The organism is Paenibacillus apii (genome assembly GCF_011043685.1).
GTDB classification, from domain to species: domain Bacteria; phylum Bacillota; class Bacilli; order Paenibacillales; family Paenibacillaceae; genus Paenibacillus_AQ; species Paenibacillus_AQ sabinae.
Map to the genome: position 1 here is coordinate 116,615 of NZ_JAAKGU010000014.1, position 16,787 is coordinate 133,401.

General features: G+C 53.1%; 17 protein-coding genes. 4 read left to right on the top strand and 13 right to left on the bottom strand.

Annotated features, from left to right (window positions below; translation table 11 throughout):
* Positions 1 to 12: 12 nt before the first annotated feature.
* The 9 genes from G5B47_RS22805 to G5B47_RS22845 form a co-directional block, all read right to left on the bottom strand.
* Positions 13 to 1,215, bottom strand: a complete 1,203-nt coding sequence (locus G5B47_RS22805) for a pyridoxal phosphate-dependent aminotransferase (protein ID WP_165103280.1) — start codon at positions 1,213 to 1,215, stop codon at positions 13 to 15.
* Between the two features lie 26 nt (positions 1,216 to 1,241).
* Positions 1,242 to 2,417 (bottom strand): M20 family metallopeptidase, encoded by a 1,176-nt coding sequence (locus tag G5B47_RS22810; protein ID WP_165103283.1) that lies wholly within the window; start codon positions 2,415 to 2,417, stop codon positions 1,242 to 1,244.
* Positions 2,414 to 3,199: an SDR family oxidoreductase gene (locus G5B47_RS22815; protein WP_165103286.1), complete on the bottom strand. Its 786-nt coding sequence runs from the start codon at positions 3,197 to 3,199 to the stop codon at positions 2,414 to 2,416. Before G5B47_RS22815 ends, G5B47_RS22810 begins: the two co-directional genes overlap by 4 nt.
* Positions 3,196 to 4,371 (bottom strand): M24 family metallopeptidase, encoded by a 1,176-nt coding sequence (locus G5B47_RS22820; RefSeq protein ID WP_206107499.1) that lies wholly within the window; start codon positions 4,369 to 4,371, stop codon positions 3,196 to 3,198. The genes G5B47_RS22815 and G5B47_RS22820 overlap by 4 nt, the downstream gene beginning before the upstream one ends.
* A 33-nt stretch (positions 4,372 to 4,404) precedes the next feature.
* Positions 4,405 to 5,208: a nitrilase-related carbon-nitrogen hydrolase gene (locus G5B47_RS22825; RefSeq protein ID WP_165103289.1), complete on the bottom strand. Its 804-nt coding sequence runs from the start codon at positions 5,206 to 5,208 to the stop codon at positions 4,405 to 4,407.
* Positions 5,209 to 5,237: 29 nt separating this feature from the next.
* Positions 5,238 to 5,957, bottom strand: coding sequence for an amino acid ABC transporter ATP-binding protein (locus G5B47_RS22830; protein WP_407945241.1), 720 nt, complete (start codon positions 5,955 to 5,957; stop codon positions 5,238 to 5,240).
* A gap of 26 nt (positions 5,958 to 5,983) precedes the next feature.
* Positions 5,984 to 6,700 (bottom strand): amino acid ABC transporter permease, encoded by a 717-nt coding sequence (locus G5B47_RS22835; protein WP_165103295.1) that lies wholly within the window; start codon positions 6,698 to 6,700, stop codon positions 5,984 to 5,986.
* 94 nt (positions 6,701 to 6,794) lie between these two features.
* A complete protein-coding gene (locus G5B47_RS22840) occupies positions 6,795 to 7,670 on the bottom strand; it encodes an ABC transporter substrate-binding protein (protein WP_235950241.1) in 876 nt (291 codons plus the stop codon).
* A gap of 5 nt (positions 7,671 to 7,675) precedes the next feature.
* On the bottom strand, positions 7,676 to 8,356 hold the full coding sequence (locus G5B47_RS22845) for a GntR family transcriptional regulator (RefSeq protein WP_165103301.1): 681 nt from the start codon (positions 8,354 to 8,356) through the stop codon (positions 7,676 to 7,678).
* 355 nt (positions 8,357 to 8,711) lie between these two features.
* On the opposite strand from G5B47_RS22845, the gene G5B47_RS22850 reads away from it, so the two are divergent.
* From G5B47_RS22850 to G5B47_RS22865, 4 genes are all read left to right on the top strand, one after another.
* Complete coding sequence (locus G5B47_RS22850; protein ID WP_165103304.1) at positions 8,712 to 9,845, top strand: mandelate racemase/muconate lactonizing enzyme family protein; 1,134 nt, start codon at positions 8,712 to 8,714, stop codon at positions 9,843 to 9,845.
* Positions 9,846 to 9,971: 126 nt separating this feature from the next.
* Positions 9,972 to 10,820 (top strand): hypothetical protein, encoded by an 849-nt coding sequence (locus tag G5B47_RS22855; protein WP_328804634.1) that lies wholly within the window; start codon positions 9,972 to 9,974, stop codon positions 10,818 to 10,820.
* 13 nt (positions 10,821 to 10,833) lie between these two features.
* Positions 10,834 to 12,522, top strand: a complete 1,689-nt coding sequence (locus tag G5B47_RS22860) for a vWA domain-containing protein (RefSeq protein ID WP_165103307.1) — start codon at positions 10,834 to 10,836, stop codon at positions 12,520 to 12,522.
* 23 nt (positions 12,523 to 12,545) lie between these two features.
* Positions 12,546 to 13,685: a toxic anion resistance protein gene (locus G5B47_RS22865; RefSeq protein WP_165103310.1), complete on the top strand. Its 1,140-nt coding sequence runs from the start codon at positions 12,546 to 12,548 to the stop codon at positions 13,683 to 13,685.
* A gap of 183 nt (positions 13,686 to 13,868) precedes the next feature.
* Here G5B47_RS22865 and G5B47_RS22870 read toward each other — a convergent pair whose 3' ends face one another.
* From G5B47_RS22870 to G5B47_RS22885, 4 genes are all read right to left on the bottom strand, one after another.
* Positions 13,869 to 14,345, bottom strand: a complete 477-nt coding sequence (locus tag G5B47_RS22870; protein ID WP_165103313.1) for a VOC family protein — start codon at positions 14,343 to 14,345, stop codon at positions 13,869 to 13,871.
* Between the two features lie 140 nt (positions 14,346 to 14,485).
* Positions 14,486 to 15,211 (bottom strand): ABC transporter permease, encoded by a 726-nt coding sequence (locus tag G5B47_RS22875; RefSeq protein WP_165103316.1) that lies wholly within the window; start codon positions 15,209 to 15,211, stop codon positions 14,486 to 14,488.
* Positions 15,208 to 15,921, bottom strand: coding sequence for a fluoroquinolone export ABC transporter permease subunit (locus tag G5B47_RS22880; RefSeq protein WP_165103319.1), 714 nt, complete (start codon positions 15,919 to 15,921; stop codon positions 15,208 to 15,210). Before G5B47_RS22880 ends, G5B47_RS22875 begins: the two co-directional genes overlap by 4 nt.
* The gene (locus G5B47_RS22885) at positions 15,918 to 16,772 is read right to left on the bottom strand and encodes an ABC transporter ATP-binding protein (protein ID WP_165103322.1); all 855 of its coding nucleotides are present in this window, start codon (positions 16,770 to 16,772) and stop codon (positions 15,918 to 15,920) included. The genes G5B47_RS22880 and G5B47_RS22885 overlap by 4 nt, the downstream gene beginning before the upstream one ends.
* Positions 16,773 to 16,787: the final 15 nt, after the last annotated feature.

Genomic DNA, 16,787 nt, shown 5'->3' on the forward strand with positions numbered 1-16,787 from the left:
GGACTTCCTCCTTTATTTGCTCCCAAGAATCGATTCCATCGCCGCGATTCCGTTATCCATCTCCTGACGGGAAACGGCGTAAGACAGGCGGATATGGTATGGACTGCCGAACCCGGTTCCCGGCATCACGGCTACCCCGGCCTTCGTCAACAGAATATCCGCCAGATCGTCGGCGGTTGAAATGGTCCGTCCCTTCAGGGTCTGGCCGCGCCAGGCGGATGCGTCAACCCATACATAGAAGGCGCCGTCCGGCACGCTGCACTCCAGTCCCTTGATCCGGCGAACCCCTTCGACCAGAATGCCGCGGCGCGCCGCGTATTCCTCGCGGATGTCCGCAAGATCGTCCTGCGGGCCGTCAATGGCGGCCAGCGCCGCCTGCTGGGCGATGGATGACGGGTTGCTTGTCGTATGGGACTGCAGGCGAAGCATCGCCTCGGTGACCGCGGCCGGAGCGGCGGAGTAACCGATGCGCCAGCCGGTCATCCCGTACGATTTGGACACCGCGTTGATCACGACGGTCCGCTCCCGCATGCCGGGAAACGACGCGATGCTCGTATATCCTTCCGGCTTGAACACAAACGCTGAATACACCTCGTCGCTGATGACCCAAAGATCCCTCTGCCTGCAGAACTCGGCCAGCCTGGACAGCTCCTCCGCGCTGTAAACCGCGCCGGAAGGGTTGTTCGGCTGGTTGAGAATCAGCAGACGGGTCGACTCGTTCACCAGAGGCGCAAGCGTCTCCGGCGTCACTTTATAGCCGGAGGAAGCACTGGTCTGAACGAAGACCGGCTTCGCGCCGGCGAATTTCACCTGCTCGGGGAACGACACCCAATACGGAACCGGAATCAGAACTTCATCTCCCGGCCGGCACAGCGTGCAAATCGCGTTGAACAGGGCATGCTTGCCGCCGACGGTGACTACAATGTCCCCGGGATCGTAGCTAAGCCCCATATCCCGTTTAAGCGCCCGGCAGATCGCTTCGCGCAGAGGCAGGATGCCGCTCGTGTCGGTATATCCTGTGAAATTGTCTTGTATCGCCTGAATCGCGGACGCCTTGGCCCGGTCAGGCGTTGGAAAATCCGGTTGCCCGAGTCCCAAGCGGTACACGGTTCGGCCTTCCCGCTGGTACCTTGCCACTGTGGACTCCAGCAACGCAGTCGGGGAAGGCTGAACACGCTCCACCCAATCCGCCAACTGAACATGTTGGTTCAACAACGTCCATCACCTCTTCTGTTTATCGGTTACGAGCCTGCGACTTCCATCGCAATGGAAGCGTAGACCCGTGCTGCATTTTCCAGTTCGGACACGGTTACCCACTCGTCGATTTTGTGAGCCACGCTGAAATCGCCCGGCCCGTAGATGACCGACGGAATTCCCCGTTTGACGAAGTGGGTCATGTCGCAATTGGCCGTAAGGCCCGTTAACTCGGGCTTACGTCCGTATACGCGTTCGATCGCCGCTGAAGCGAGCTTGACCATCGGATGATCGGGACGGGTCTCCGACGCCACCCCCGTTGTCGGAACAAGCCGGTCGATGCGAACCCGGCCGTCCAGCGCGGGAAGACCGGCGATGATCTGCTCGATCTCCCGCAGTGCGTCTTCTTCCGCCTCGCCGGGAATAAGCCGGCGGTCGATCAGCGCCTCACAGCGGTCCGGAATCATCGATTCCTTGATTCCGCCCTTAATGACCGTGACGGACAGGGTCGACTGTCCCGTCAACGGATGAAGCCGCTTCGTCAGCTCCTCCTCGGCGAAGTCTTCAAGCGCCACAAGCGTCCGCGCCATCAGGGACACGGCGTTGACGCCGAGGTGAGGCGTTGACGAATGGGCCGAGACCCCTTCGGCGACGAGCACGGGACGTATGCTGCCCCGATGCGCGATCGCCAGGCTGCCGTTCGTCGCTTCGCCGATTACGGCTAGGTCGCCGTGAAGATCGTCCGGCAGCCTGCGGGCTCCAAGGCTCGCGGCCTCTTCATCCACGACCGCTGCCAGCACGATGTCCCCCGGCAGCTTCGCGCCGGATGCGGCAATCGCTTCAACGGCGGCCATCATTGCGGCCAGAGGCCCCTTCGCATCCATAACGCCCCGGCCGTATACCCGGTCTCCCTTGCGAAGCATGGCGAACGGATCGGAGCTCCATCCGTCGCCGGCCGGAACGACATCCATATGCGTATTCAGAATAACCGTCTTCCCGCCGCCTGTGCCTTTCAGGCGGGCGATCACATTCGGCCGGCCCGGCTCGATCTCCTGAAGCTCAACCTCGCATCCCGCTTCCCGCATGACCTTGGCGACATATTCGGCCGCTTCTCCCTCCGTGCCGCTCGGGTTCACGCTCTGGAAGCGGATCAGATCGGCCAGAAGCTCCAGGGTCCGTTCGGGGCGGATGACCGGCTCCACTGTACGCAGGCCTTCGCTCATAGCGATTTCACCATCCCGCCGTCCACGAGCAGCGTCTGGCCCGTGACATAGCTTGCGCCGTCCGAGCACAGGAACGCCACCACGCGGGCAAATTCATCCGGCTGCCCGTAGCGCCCAAGCGGAATCTGCTTCTCGCTCTGCGCCTTGATCGCCTCCGGGTCAACCCCCGCCTTATCCGCCCGGATGCGGTCCAGGGAACGGACCCGGTCCGTGTCAATCCGGCCGGGAGCCACCGTATTGACCCGAATGCCATACGGGGCAAGCTCCTCCGCCAGCGTCTTGCCGAGGCCAGCCACGCCGGTCCGCATCACATTGGAAAGCGTCAGACCGGGGATCGGCTGCTTGACCGAGGATGAAGCCAAGTTGACGATCGCGCCGCCCTGCGCCTTCAGATGCGGAAGCGCGTAGGAGACGAGGCGGACTACACTCATCACGTTAAGCTCGTACGCGTACAGCCAGTCTTCCTCTTTCAGCGACTCGAAGTTCCCGGCTGGAGGACCGCCGGCGTTGGTAACCAGAACGTCCAGCCCGCCAAAAGCGGAGACCGTCTCTTCCACGCAGCGGGACAGGTTGGAAGCGGAGCAGACATCCGCCGCAAGCCCAAGCGCGGGCATTCCCGTTTCAGCGGTGATTTCCGCAGCCACGGATTTAGCCTCTTCGCCATTTCGGCTGAACAGCGCCACCTTCGCCCCGCCGCGTGCCAGCTCGAACGCCACGGCCCGGCCAAGGCCCTTGCTTGCCGCCGCTACGAGCGCGGTCTTTCCTGTGAATGATCCGCTCATGCTTGTCCCCCCTTCGCAATCGTCAGCTCCCGCGGTAGCTTGGTGAGCACTTCACAGCCGGTCTCCGTCACCAGGATCGTCTCGCTGAATCCGACGCCATAGCGGTTCGGAACGCGAAGGGCCGGCGGAATGTGGAAGACCATGCCCGGCAGCAGCACGCGATCATCGTCCCGCTGAAGGCTCATAATATGGCCTTCTCCCCAGTCCGGCGCAAAAGCAACGCCGATCGAGTAGCCGGTCCGTTTGCGGAACTGCTCGTACAGTCCGGCACGCTCAATCGTTCCCCGGCAGGCTTCGTCCACCTCTCCGGCGGTAACGCCCGGACGGATGACTTCGAGCGCGGCGTTCAAGGAAGCGATGCACACCTCGGTCACCCGCTTGATCTCATCGGTTGGCGTGCCGGTATAGGCTGCCCGCATCAGCGCGCCGTGGTACCGGTTGCGGGCCCCTGCCACTTCCAGCAGAAGGGTCTCCCCGTCGCCGATCACCTTGTGCCCCCATGCGGCATGCATGTTGCCCGAACGGTAGCCGGAGGAAATAAACGGCTCCATCCCCAAATATTCGCCCCCGGCCCTAATCATGGCGGAGAACATCGCCGCGGCGGCTTCGTCCTCATTCACTCCCGCCCGGATCGCGTCAATCCCTGCCTGCATCGAGCTGTCGGCCACGGCGCAGGCTTCGCGGATGTACGCAATTTCCGCCGGAGATTTGATGACCCGGAACGCTTCAACCGTCCCTTGGGCATCCATGAGACGGAAATCGCCAAGCATTTTCTCAAACTTCTGGTAGTTGCGGACAGGCAGGAACCAGGAGCCCGTCTCCAGGCCGATTGTACCGGGAGCGATGCCGATCTCTCTGACCGTATCTGCGGTCAAGGCAACCGGGTCGTTCGTGTCGTCATAGGTTCTGACCTGGCTTTCAGGCAGCCAGCTGTAGGTTTGAACGTTGGACAGCTCACCCCGCCGGAGCACAAGCACCGGATCGCCGAAAGCCGGCACGACCAGGCATTGGTACATATAATAGCCCGGGCTCTGATAGCCGGTCAGATAAAAAATATTTTCAGGGGTGTGAATCAGCATGCCGCTGAGCCCCTTGAGTTCAAGCTCGCGTTGTACATTTTGCAGGCGGGAATCAAATTCATCCCTGGAAAATACCAATGATGTGGCGCTCAATATCGTCTGCCCCTTTCCCTGAACTCATCGTTGTCAAGCCTGATAGCCGTAAGTGTCCATTCTTAAATCCTTTAAATACGGGTAAGAATAATTTCCGAATTCGTCGAGATCGATCTCAAGCACCTGCATGTCTTCGCGCTTGAGGTCCCCTTCGAGCACAATCTCGCCAAGAGGGTTTGCTATTTTATTGTTGCCGAACATATGCTGCTTGCCTATTGGGCCCGAGCCATTGACAGCAGCTACAAAACAAGTGTTCTCCAGCGCTCTCGACTGAAAATAAATATCCCATCTATACTTCAGTTCTACGGAAAAGGCTGAAGGAATTACGATCAACTCCGCCCCTTGCAGCGCAAGCGTCCGGGCCGCCTCGGGGAACCCGGCATCATAACAAATCAGAACGCCGAGTTTGCCGAAATCCATGTCAAAGACGGAATATTGATTGCCGGGTTTGAAATACTCCCTCTCATCTTCCCAAAGGTGAACCTTACTGTATGTTCCGGCGATGGCCCCGCTTCGGTCTATGATCACAGCGCTGTTGCGGGGAAAGTCCCCCTCACTTTGCTTCAAAGCCGTCGGGATCACCATGTTGATATTGTGAGTGCGGGCCGATTCCGCAAATGCCTGTACGGCAGACCCGTCCATACGCTGTGCCAGATCATAGTATCGGTCACCGATGATATCGGTATCGCAACCCGTGAGAAACAATTCCGGAAATACGATAAGATCCGCCCCTTGCCGGGCAGCTTCCCGAGCAAAATGCAATCCTTTATTCACGTTGGCGGGAACGTCCATCACGATGCTCTCAAACTGCACCAATGCAAGTTTAACTTTCCGCAAGATATCGCCTCCTATGGTTTTCCGAGGGATTAGTACTGCGTAATCTGGTTAAGGAACTGCGCCAGGCGGGGATGCTTGCCAGCTTCTTCCATCTTCGATGAAGGCAGGTCTTCGACAACCTTTCCATGGTCCATGAAGATGATGCGGTCGCCTACCCTGCGCGCGAATTCCATTTCATGCGTAACGATGACGACGGTCATGCCGTCTCTGGCGAGATCCGAGATCACATCCAGAACCTCAGCCGTCATCTCGGGATCAAGCGCCGAGGTAGGCTCGTCGAACAGCATCAGCTTCGGATTCATGGCAAGCGCCCGCGCAATGGCGATGCGCTGCTGCTGCCCCCCGGAAAGCTGTTCGGGATAATGCTCTGCCCGGTCTTTCAGACGTACCCGTTCCAGCAGTTGAACCGCACGCTTCCGAACCTCATGCTCCTTTTCCCCGCGCACCACTTTCGGGGCCAGCATAATATTCTGGATTGCGTTCAGGTGCTGGAACAGATCGAACGATTGAAAAACCATGCCGATCTCTGCCCGCGCGTGCCTCGATCCGCCCACATCCTGTCCGTTGTACAGGATCTGTCCGCCGTCGATGGGCTCAAGTCCCGCCATGCATCTCAGCAGCGTTGACTTGCCGGAACCGGAAGGTCCGATAATAACCACCCGCTCGCCCTCGCGGATATCGAGGGAGACCCCTTTCAGGATCGGATCACCATGGTATTGCTTGGACACCTGCTCGATTTGCAGCACAATGTTCGACCTCCTTTCCGTTTTTCAAGCTATAGGATTGACTTCCCGCGCTTCATCAGTGAGAACAGCCGGGGTTTGCGGGTTCGCGAACGGGTAATATCCATCCGCCGCTCCAGGTAAGATTGCACGAGCGTAAATATCGCCGTAAAGGCAAGGTAATAAATGACGGCCGCGATCAGCGTGTCCACATAATCAAAGTTGGCGCTGGCCGTCTGCTGAGCGGTCAGCAGCAGATCGGTATAGCCCACGACCGAGGCCATCGCCGAAGTCTTCAGCATGCCGATAAACTGGTTGGCCGTCGGCGGAACAATGACCCGAAAAGCCTGGGGAAGAACGACGTATCTCATCCGCTGCCAGCTGTTCATTCCGAGAGCGTTGGCCGCGCGATGCTGCCCTTTGCCCACCGATGCGAGGCCGGAACGCACGATTTCCGCCATGTAAGCCGCCTCGTTAAGCGCGAGTGCGACGAATGCCGACTGGAACCCGGTCAGCCTGATCCCGAACTGAGGCAGCGCGGTATACACAAAGATCAGCTGCACCAACACAGGAATCCCGCGAAAAATCCATATATACGAAGTTGCCAAGCCTTGCAGAAGCTTCCACTTTGACATTTTGGCAAGCGCAATGATGAATCCAAGAAGGACGGCGACAATCTGCGACACCAGCGTTAGCTTCATCGTATTCACGGCTCCATCCAGAAAAGCACGGGAACCGAGATACGCCCAAACGCCTTCCAAAAATTCCATTCTCAAACCTCCTTTTACAGCTTCCGTCAGATTCGGCAAGGTCAAAATTCCGTTTACGCGAATCTGACGGCTATGTTATCTGGGATGTCGGTTATTACTTGAAATAACTCATTTCAGCCGGCAGATGGTACTTTTCCATCAATTGTTTATAGGTACCGTTCTCAACGACTTTCTTCAGCGCTGCTTCGATTGCAGTCTTCGTTTCAGTGTCGCCCTTGCGAATGGCGATTCCGATCTTCGTATCCGCACCGAAGGAGCCGGCGATTTCGAATACGCCCGGTTTCTCTTCTTGCAAATAAGCGGCTCCCGGAGAAGAGTGAAGGAATGCGTCGGCACGGCCCTGCTCGGTTGCAAGAACGGCGTCGTTACCAGTCGGAAGCGCCAAAATTTTAATTTCTTTCTTTCCGGCTTGCTTCAGTTTTTCGTTATGCTCGCGAACGTTGATTTCCTCGACAGCTCCGCGTGTGACGGCGACCGTGAGATCGGACAGATCATCCAGGCTCTTGATGCCCTTCGGATTGCCGCTCTTCACGACGATCGAATCGGCAAGACCCATATAAGGGATGAAATCAACTTGTTCTTCCCGCTCAGGCTTGATATACATTGCGGAGTTGATGATATCAATCCGTTTGCCCTGCAAAGCCGGAATCAGGCCGTCGAAGTTCATGGACTGGATCTTCACCTCTACGCCCATTTCCTTTGCAATCGCTTGTCCCAGCTCAACATCGAAGCCGGTGAATTCATTGTTCACCATGTACTCGAATGGAGGAAACGTAGCGGCCGTGCCATAGGTCAGGAACCCTTTTTCAACCAAAAAAGATGGAGCTGCGGCTGCGGTTTCCTGCGGCTTGCTGCTTCCGGCCGGGGACGAAGCCTGCCCTCCGTTTGCGCTGTTTGTTCCGCATGCGCTCAATACAGCAGCTACCAATACCAACATTGCACAAACCAGCATCTTGGTGTTCTTCATCATCACGTTTACCTCTCCTCGCTGTTCTCGTTATTTTGCATGACACTTAGTACGACTTTCTGGGTCTTCCGATTGTGTTCAACCAGGAAACGGCTTGCTTCCTCCGCTTGCTTGCGGGTCATCAGCTCAACCAGATGGCGGTGCTCGTTAAGAGAACCGTCAACCATTCCGGGCTGAATTAAAAGAATACGGCGGTAACGCTCGCTCTGCTCCCATAGCCGTTCAATGATCGACATCAGTACCGGACGCTGTGCGAGACCGTAAATGAACATATGAAACTCTCGGTTGGCAGCCAGGATCGCTTCGGTATCGAGATTCTCGTGACCAGCGAGCTCCTCCTGTTTCTGAATCATGCCGTTAAGAAGAGTGACATCCTCCGGCGTAAGCTGCTCAGTCGCAAGCTGCACAGCCAATCCTTCCAGATTGCAGCGCACCAGATAAATATCTTCGAGATGCTGCGCCGACAACGGGGTAACCGTTACGCCCCTGTGCGAATGCAGCAGCACCAGATCCTGGGCCGCCAGCTTGTCCAAAGCGCTGCGAACCGGCATTTTGCTCACCCCGAGGCGGGCGGCGACGGCGTCTTGGTCGATTTTCTCACCAGGAGCCAATTCGCCGGATAACACCCACTGCTTGAGAACGGAGTATACATGCTCCGACGCGGTGACAAAGGTTGGAATTCTACTCAATCATTCAGCATCTCCTCTCCTAAAATCTCAAGATCAAAGATTTGATCAAATATCAACGATCAATGATGACCTGTGACATAGGTCACATTGTAAGGGGTGTTTCGACAAACTGTCAATAAAAATATCTCAAATTGTTAATATATCTATCATGACGTCGAAATATCTTCCATGGAGTCGAAAAAATAAAAGTTTTGTCGATTTTTTTGTTGCTAATCGCACTTTTGTGTGACTATAATTACTGTGATATTTGATCAAATATCAATTCTCTATCTAATCCCGCATCAAAATCTTCAAGTTGCGTTAGATTTAGTAACATCACTTTCTTCGCTACCGAATGAAAAACGAGGTGTCCGCTATGCTTATTTCCCAAATCGATGTGTTCAGATGCGACCTTCCGCTCTCTCCGCCGTTCACCCATTCCTCTTCCGGAACCGTTACTCACCTGAAAGAAATCTATCTGCGAATTACGGCTGATACGGGTGTCAGCGGCTGGAGTGAAGTTCGCGGCAACTGCGAATATGTTACCGGCGATACGCCCGAACGGGTGGCCGCCGTTCTCACGCATACACTGTGCCCTGCACTGCTCGGAAAGCCCGTGATGAACAGAAACAAGATTAACGCCCAGCTCGACAGGCTGATTAATGGCAACAGTGCGGCCCGCGCCGCCGTGGACATTGCCCTGCTTGATCTCATGGGTAAGGAGTTGAAAGTGTCTGTCGCCGAGCTTTTGGGAGGACGGATGCGTGACTCCATCCCGAGCGACGCCACCATCGCCTTCGGCACGCCGGACGAAGCTGAGGAGGAAGCAGCCCGGTATTTGCAGGCCGGCTTCCGGACTATTAAGGTGAGAGTCGGCCCGGACCGGGCCGGGGATCTGGAACGGGTTCGCCGTGCGAGAGCCGTTATTGACGCGTCCGGGTTTGACGGAGAAGTTCTACTGTGCGTTGATGCCAATCAGGGATGGACGCCCAAGCAAGCGTCCATTCGCTTGGGGGAATTAGAAGCGCTCGGAGTGGAATGGGTGGAGCAGCCCGTACCCGCTGACGATTTCTCCGGTCTGAATCAGGTCCGGCAGCAGACACGGGCCGCCGTTGTGGCCGATGAGAGCTGCCGGACCTGCGCGGATGTCGCCCGGATTGCCGCCGAAGGCGCGGCAGACATTGTCCACCTGAAGCTCGTCAAAGCGGGCTCTGTCGCCAATCTGCTGCGGATGATGGCGGTCGCCGAATCTTTCGGTCTCCCATACATGCTGGGGCAGATGGACGAGGGCCGGCTGGCTACCGCCGCTTTGCTGCAAATCGCCGCGGCTTCGCGAGCCAGCCACTTTGAAGTGTGGGGATTCCAGCGGGTCCGCCCCGAAGACGATCCTGCCAGCGCGCTTACGGTGTCGAACGGGGCTGTATCCGTTCCCGAAGGCTTCGGACTTGGGGTCACCGTCAATGAATCCCGCTTGACCAAGATCGCCAGCCTGTCCGCAAACGCAATATAAACGGCCTCTTGAATCGCGAATATACTATAGAAGCAAAACAGCAAGCCTCCGATCTTCCGGAAGCTTGCTGTTTTTTTATAACCATTTCCCCAATAAGCCAATACACTCTTAGGCAACAGGAAAATTATGCATCTATCCGAAGCTACGGGCGTATTCAATGATATACCTTTAACTGAAATCATAGCCCTAAATATTGGAAGTAAGGTATCCTATATAAAGGAGGTGCGTCTTTTGAACAGCTCAAGACTTATGAAGCTGCTGGGGCTTATTGCCGGAGTTGCAGTCCTGGATATTATAATTCTTTCTCCGGGTTTAGCAGGGGTGGAAATCGGAGGTGAAAGTACACTTGAGACAGCTTCGGGAGTAACCCTACTGGTTATTAGTCTCCTTGTGCTGCTGTACGGGAGTTATGCTTTACTGTTTAAACCTCCTGTTCTGACACCTGTGAAAAACATGAAAACGCATGAGGACTATATAACAGCGCTTAACCATTACAGAAATGCAAATGTGTTAAAGAAGGATATCGCTCTCGCCCTGGATCAGTTGGATCGGATAGAAAAGAAGAAAACCACCTTATTGGACGTCCTTGGCCAAAGATTTGATCCGGCGGAGCTAAGCTACAAGAAGTTCCACTCTGTCATTGATGAGGTCGGGCAGCTTTTTTACCTGAATATCAAGGGAATCCTGAATAAGCTTAGTGTATTCGATGCTTCAGAGCTCTCCGCTTTCACCAGCGAGCAGAAGCTCGCGCAGTTTTCCAATAAACTGGTTCAGGAAAAAACCGCTCTGCACAACGAGTACTTGACCTCCGTAACGGGATACCTTGGCGCAAATGAAGAAATTCTGCTGAAGCTAGACAAGCTGCTGCTGGAGATCTCCCAATTGGACAGCACGGATTATCAAAATATTGAGGATATGCCGTGCATGCAGGAAATGGATGCATTGATCAAACAGACGAAGTTCTATAAGCAATGAGAGGGAGATGAGCATGGCTAGAAAAGGTAAAGCGTTTGTGGTGTTGGGAGTTATCGCAGTGGCCGTTTTTGCACTTGTATATTTCGGGATCAGTTTAACCTCCAATTTAGGTAAAAGCCAGACACAGGTAACCTCGGAAGGCGCGGCCAAGCAGCTGGATAAACTGTACAAAAGCATTTCTGTAACTTCCGCGGAACCGATAAAAGGTCAGATCGATCTTGATCCTGCGTCTGTCGGCGACTCCTTGCCCGATATCTCCAAGTTCCCTATTTCGGTAACCAACACAACGGACAGTTTCGTAGAAATTTTCTCTTCCACAGAGAAGTCTGGAACCGGCGTAGACGGGTGGTTGAATGAAGTAGCGGCAGATTTTAATAAGTCCAACATCGTCGTAAATGGGAAGCCCGTTTCTGTCAAGATCCGCAATATTGCCTCGGGAACAGCCGCAGATTATATAAAGTCGGGCAAGTATGTGCCGGATGCCTTCACACCTTCCAATGAGCTGTGGGGAGAAATGGTCAAAGCGCAAGGCATCCCCATTCAGCTTGTATCAAAGCGTCTTACCGGGAATGTAGCCGGTATTGTAACAACCAAGAAAAAGTATGATGAGCTGGTGGATAAATACGGTTCCTTGAATATCAAGACGGTTACAGACGCTATTGCCAATAACGAGCTGGCTATGGGGTATACCGATCCTTTCGCCAGTTCCACCGGCCTCAACTTTCTGGTGACCGCCCTTCAGACTTTTGACAGCTCGGATTTACTAGGGGATAAAGCGGTTCAAGGGTTTGAGAAATTCCAGGCCAATGTCCCTTTCACCGCGTCTACAACTTTGCAAATGCGTGACGCGGCCAAGTCGGGAATGCTTGACGCTTTTGTCCTGGAGTACCAAACGTATGTCAATGCGCCGGATCTGAAGAGCGGCTACGTGTTCACTCCTTTTGGCGTAAGGCATGACAGTCCGCTGTATGCCTTGGGCAATTTACCTCAAGATAAGCTGGACATTATCAAGAAGTTTGCGGAGTTCGCCGAGCAGGATAAGTATCAGAGATTAGCTGCGGACAAAGGGTTCAATGGTCTGCCGGATTACCACTCCGAGCTTAACGCGGTTGACGGTACCCTCCTCTCCTCCGCCCAGAAGCTGTGGAAGGAAAAGAAGAACGGGAATAAGCCGATCGCAGCGGTATTTGTGGCCGATGTATCCGGAAGTATGGATGGCGAGCCTCTCAACCGATTAAGAGAGTCGTTATTAAAAGGTCAAAAGTACCTCGGCAGGGACAATAGCATTGGTTTAGTTTCTTACTCCAGTGAAGTTTCCATCAATCTTCCGATTGGGAAATACGACGCGAATCAGCAGTCTATGTTTGTGGGAGCCGTTAACAGCCTGCAGGCCGGCGGCGGTACAGCTACTTTTGACGGAATTGTGGTGGCCATGAAAATGCTTCAAGATGAGCTAACGGCTCACCCTGATGTTAAACCTGTAATCTTTGTCTTAAGCGATGGGGAAACGAATGAAGGGCATTCGCTCGATGAAATCAGAGGGTTAATTGAAACCTATAAAATTCCGGTATACACGATTGGCTATAATGCGAACATTCAGGCGCTGCAAAGCATTTCAAGTATCAACGAGGCGGCCAGCATCAACGCGGATACGGACGATGTTGTGTATAAAATCGGTAATTTGCTCAACGTGCAAATGTGATTTTTATTTTAGGAGGGGTTGCCATGTCATTTACAATGGAAGTCGTCAATCCGGAGAAGATCAAGTCAGCTATTGAAGAGCAGGTTAAACCGGTGCCCGAGGAAGTAGCCCAGCTAAAGAAGTTGGCGGTAAACAATGTCTCCACGATCCTGGAGCTGGATGTCGATTCATTGGAGAAGCGGAAAGAGATCCTGCAATCGATCGATCAATTCGGAATGAATACGATGCGGTCCTCGTCGGAGAAAAATGCTCTGTTGCAGGTGTCTGTGGGGAACCTGTCCAGAACGGGCGATGAAGGCGGCCAAGTCGCCAAGGGGCTGACCGAGCTTCAGCTTCAGTTGAAGGATTTGGACCCGAGTGTGGTGGATTTTGCCAAGAGCGGTTTTCTGGGTAAGTTCTTTAACCCGCTGCGCAGCTACTTTGCCAAGTATCAGAAGGCGGATGCCGTTATTTCGGACATTATTACCTCTTTGGATAAAGGCAAATCTGTATTAAAAAACGATAATACGACTTTGGAGTTCGAACAGCAGGCGCTGCGGGAGCTCACCAAGAAGCTGCAAAAGGAAATCCAGCTTGGCATGCTGATGGATGAAGAAATCGAATCTCAGATTGGGGCGGCAAAATCACGCAATGAGTCGGAAGATAAAATCCGGTTCATTACCGAAGAGGTGCTGTTTCCGCTGCGTCAGCGCGTGATGGATTTGCAGCAGATGCAGGTAGTTAATCAACAGGGGATCATGGCGATCGAAGTCGTCATCCGAAATAACAAAGAGCTGATCCGCGGGGTGGACAGAGCCCGAAATGTAACGATCTCCGCCCTCAAAATCTCGGTTACCGTAGCAAGTGCGCTCTACAATCAACGGATCGTCTTGAAAAAGATTGAGCTGCTAAATCAAACCACCAATGATCTGATAAGCGGCACCTCCAAAATGTTGAAAGATCAGGGCGCGGCGATCCATAAGCAGTCTCTGGAAACGAGTATTTCGGTAGACACGTTAAAACAGGCTTTCACTGACGTGCTGTCTGCTCTAGACTCGATCAGCACTTACAAGCAGGAGGCCCTCCCCAAAATGCGTGAAACCATTAATCAGTTCAGAGAGCTGGCGGATACCGGAGAGCAGCAAATACAGCGTCTGGAGAAAGGACAGAAGCTCGGCCTATAGCAGAAGTCCGAGTTGAAGACCCCGGCGCCGCTCGTCTAACGGGAGGTCTCCGCCTACTCAACGGGCTGAAGCCCCGAATAAAACAGCAAGCCTCCGAAAACCGGAAGCTTGCTTGTTTGTATTTTCTAGTCCCTGACAGCTTGCCAAACCGTCCATTATAGCGAAAATAGAGCGGTTACATTTTTAACGCAAACTTTCGCGCATCGCACCCAGCACCAGGGTATATCCATCAGGGTCTTTAATATATGCGTTCTTGAATTCCAAACCGCCGTGTGTGCCCGAAAAAGGCTCGACAGCAATATTGCCGCCATTTAGGCGCACCTCTTCGACCAAAGGCTCCAGCTCATCCCATTTCACATGGATAAAGGTGTCCCATCCGTAGTCGGGTCCTTCCCATTCGGTGGGATAATCCGGACGTTTCCGTGAGGCGGCGTTTGGCCGGACATCATCGGGAGAAACCGCCTGCTGCAGGATAACGATCATTCCGCCTCGTTCAGCATGCCCCCAGTCATCAACCTTGCATCCGAGAACATCACGGTAATATGCCTGTGACTTCGCCAGATCTGAAACCAAACGAACTTGAATCGTAAGTCCAAAACCCTCTTTCCGCCGAGCACTCTCGCTTCCCATTGGATTTGCCTCTGCCGTTTGTTCGTTCAAGATCCTTTTCTCCTTTCACATGACGCCTAAGATTGAGAACCCATTCTCATTATAGCCGGAATAACTGCTACACGACAGGAATCTTTTTCAGCAGCAGCACAATCCATAGGGAAACAATCAGCACGGCGGCTCCATTCTATTCAATCCGCCCTTTTAATAAATATTTTGACCATAACATACAGAAGCGCCAAATGAAATATAAGCCCCACGCCAAAATCCGCAATAGCAATAAGAGGGTTGCCTTCTTCTATAGCATAAAACGCTTCAGCCGGCCAATACGTAGGAATCCAAGCCCCCAGAAGCTGCCATGCGCCTGGTACAAAATAAGCTGCCGCAGGCCCTGCTATAAGTAATCCGCCTATCTTGGCTAAAGCCAACCCTTCTACCTTATTGGCAGCAAAAGCTGCAAGGAACAAGGTGAAGCAAGGCGCTTCAATGGCTAAGAGCACGATTACGAAGATCATTCCGAAATGAATTTCAGATCGTCCCGAGAATAGCAGATAGATGGATGAAAGTAATACACAGAGCAGGGATGGAAGAATTAACCGATATAGCATGTATCCTCTGCGCATTAAGGGCGTAACTGCGTAATAGGAAATGACATTTTCATCGCGTTCATCAAGCATTAGCAGCCCGGTCATCATGCCTGTCAGCATTGGAATGGTCGACGCTAAGAAAATTGCGGCAAAGCTGCTGTACTTATAGATATCAAACGAAAAGCTGCTCATTAGCCAAACTGCGACAATCGGGAATATATATCGCGAAACAACAAGAAGAGCCAGGGGAGCAAAGAATCCTGCCATTAGCACCGGGTCCAGACCGGCATGGCGAATATCATGGATAAGAAGCGACCGGTATTTATTCATTCCCCCGCCCCTCCCCTATCCAGGCTCATCAAAACATGGTGTTCACAGGACCGCTTTGCCCATACAAAGACTACAACATTCCAAATTAGCAGTATCCCTATGGAATACAAATAATCGGTAATCGATATAGCTGAAAATGCCCCATTCAGTAATCTTAACGTCCCTTCGGTCGGCAGCGCCAGAAAGAGCCCCGAGTTCCATATATTCAAATAACCAAGCAGCGGAAGCACAAACGGCAGCGCATAAGCCTGAGAAAGCAGAATGAAGCTGTTAATGGTTTGACAGCGAGCCACAACTCCAATGGACAGAAGCGTCATCAAGGATGATGTCAAGACGATCCCAACAGAGAATGCCAACGGAGATACCGGAATTCCGCTTGCTGCCACGTGTATACCCCAAGCTGCCGATAGAGACAACACAGATAACGAACCCGCTTTTGAAAGCAAATATTCCCTGACACGAATTGGAGTGACAAATAAAGGATCATGGATACCCTGATCCTTTTCCAGCAGCACAATCCCTCCTGCTAAAATAAGACCGAGTGCACTGGGGTCGCTAAATGTTAACAATACGATTACTTTCTCCCGATATCCATCAGGAATAAAATGCAGCAGCACCAAATAGAACGCGCAGACAACAATATAGACCCAATAGAAACCATGGCGCCATTGAAAGCGGATATCAAAGGCAAATACAGCCCTGAATCTCATGTCAGCTTCCTCCCGGTAACCTCAATAAATATTTGTTCCAGCGAGGCTTCCATGGAATGAATCGTTTCTATGGGATACTCCCGGATAAGCCGCAAAAATTGTTCATTCTCTCCAATCCTGTCCAGAGGATATTCCACATGACTTCTCCCGTTCAGATGGCGATACTCTAACCGGACTCGCTTGTTTCCTTTTAGAAGCTTAAGTTCACGAGGAGAATCAATCAGCTTGATCTGACCGTCTACAATAAAAGCCACCCGGTCGCAGAGCTCCTCCGCGGCTTGCATGTTATGCGTGGTTATGATTACCGTCTTCCCATTCGCTTTCTTTTCCAGGATGAGGTCCTTCATCCTCTTGGCATTAACGGGATCAAGCCCGGAAGTCGGTTCATCCAGAAAGAGGATACCGGGATCATTCAGGAGTGCCCGGCAGAAATTCAACCTCATCTTCATTCCCTTCGACAGTTGGGAAACCTTCATATTGGCGGCATCCGCCAGATCAACCTGCTTCAAAAGATACATCGGTTCCTCTGTTCGTCCCGCATAGAGTGACCGAAAAAGCTTCAGGTTTTCCATTACGGTAAACTTCGAATAGAAATTCGGAAATTCGAAGGCTACTCCAATTTGCTCAAAATAGTCCGGACCCGTATTCTTTATTTCTGTGCCCATTACCTTAACGCTGCCCAGATATTTTTTTAAGATTCCGATTAATATCTTTTGCGTTGTGCTCTTGCCCGCTCCTGAAGGACCTAGAAATCCAAACACCTCTCCTTGCGGTATCTTGAAGTTAAGTCCGGAAAGAGCAGGCTCCTGCTGGCCGGGATAGGTATAATAAAGGTCCTCCACCTGAATCATGATATCTCCCCCTTG

Bases quoted from the DNA above. Each gene is read 5' to 3' on its own strand.
- G5B47_RS22810 (WP_165103283.1), bottom strand. From the start codon at position 2,417: ATGAGCGAAGGCCTGCGTACAGTGGAGCCGGTCATCCGCCCCGAACGG.
- G5B47_RS22815 (WP_165103286.1), bottom strand. From the start codon at position 3,199: ATGAGCGGATCATTCACAGGAAAGACCGCGCTCGTAGCGGCGGCAAGC.
- G5B47_RS22835 (WP_165103295.1), bottom strand. From the start codon at position 6,700: ATGGAATTTTTGGAAGGCGTTTGGGCGTATCTCGGTTCCCGTGCTTTT.
- G5B47_RS22840 (WP_235950241.1), bottom strand. From the start codon at position 7,670: ATGATGAAGAACACCAAGATGCTGGTTTGTGCAATGTTGGTATTGGTA.
- G5B47_RS22850 (WP_165103304.1), top strand. From the start codon at position 8,712: ATGCTTATTTCCCAAATCGATGTGTTCAGATGCGACCTTCCGCTCTCT.
- G5B47_RS22855 (WP_328804634.1), top strand. From the start codon at position 9,972: ATGCATCTATCCGAAGCTACGGGCGTATTCAATGATATACCTTTAACT.
- G5B47_RS22860 (WP_165103307.1), top strand. From the start codon at position 10,834: ATGGCTAGAAAAGGTAAAGCGTTTGTGGTGTTGGGAGTTATCGCAGTG.
- G5B47_RS22865 (WP_165103310.1), top strand. From the start codon at position 12,546: ATGTCATTTACAATGGAAGTCGTCAATCCGGAGAAGATCAAGTCAGCT.
- G5B47_RS22875 (WP_165103316.1), bottom strand. From the start codon at position 15,211: ATGAATAAATACCGGTCGCTTCTTATCCATGATATTCGCCATGCCGGT.
- G5B47_RS22880 (WP_165103319.1), bottom strand. From the start codon at position 15,921: ATGAGATTCAGGGCTGTATTTGCCTTTGATATCCGCTTTCAATGGCGC.
- G5B47_RS22885 (WP_165103322.1), bottom strand. From the start codon at position 16,772: ATGATTCAGGTGGAGGACCTTTATTATACCTATCCCGGCCAGCAGGAG.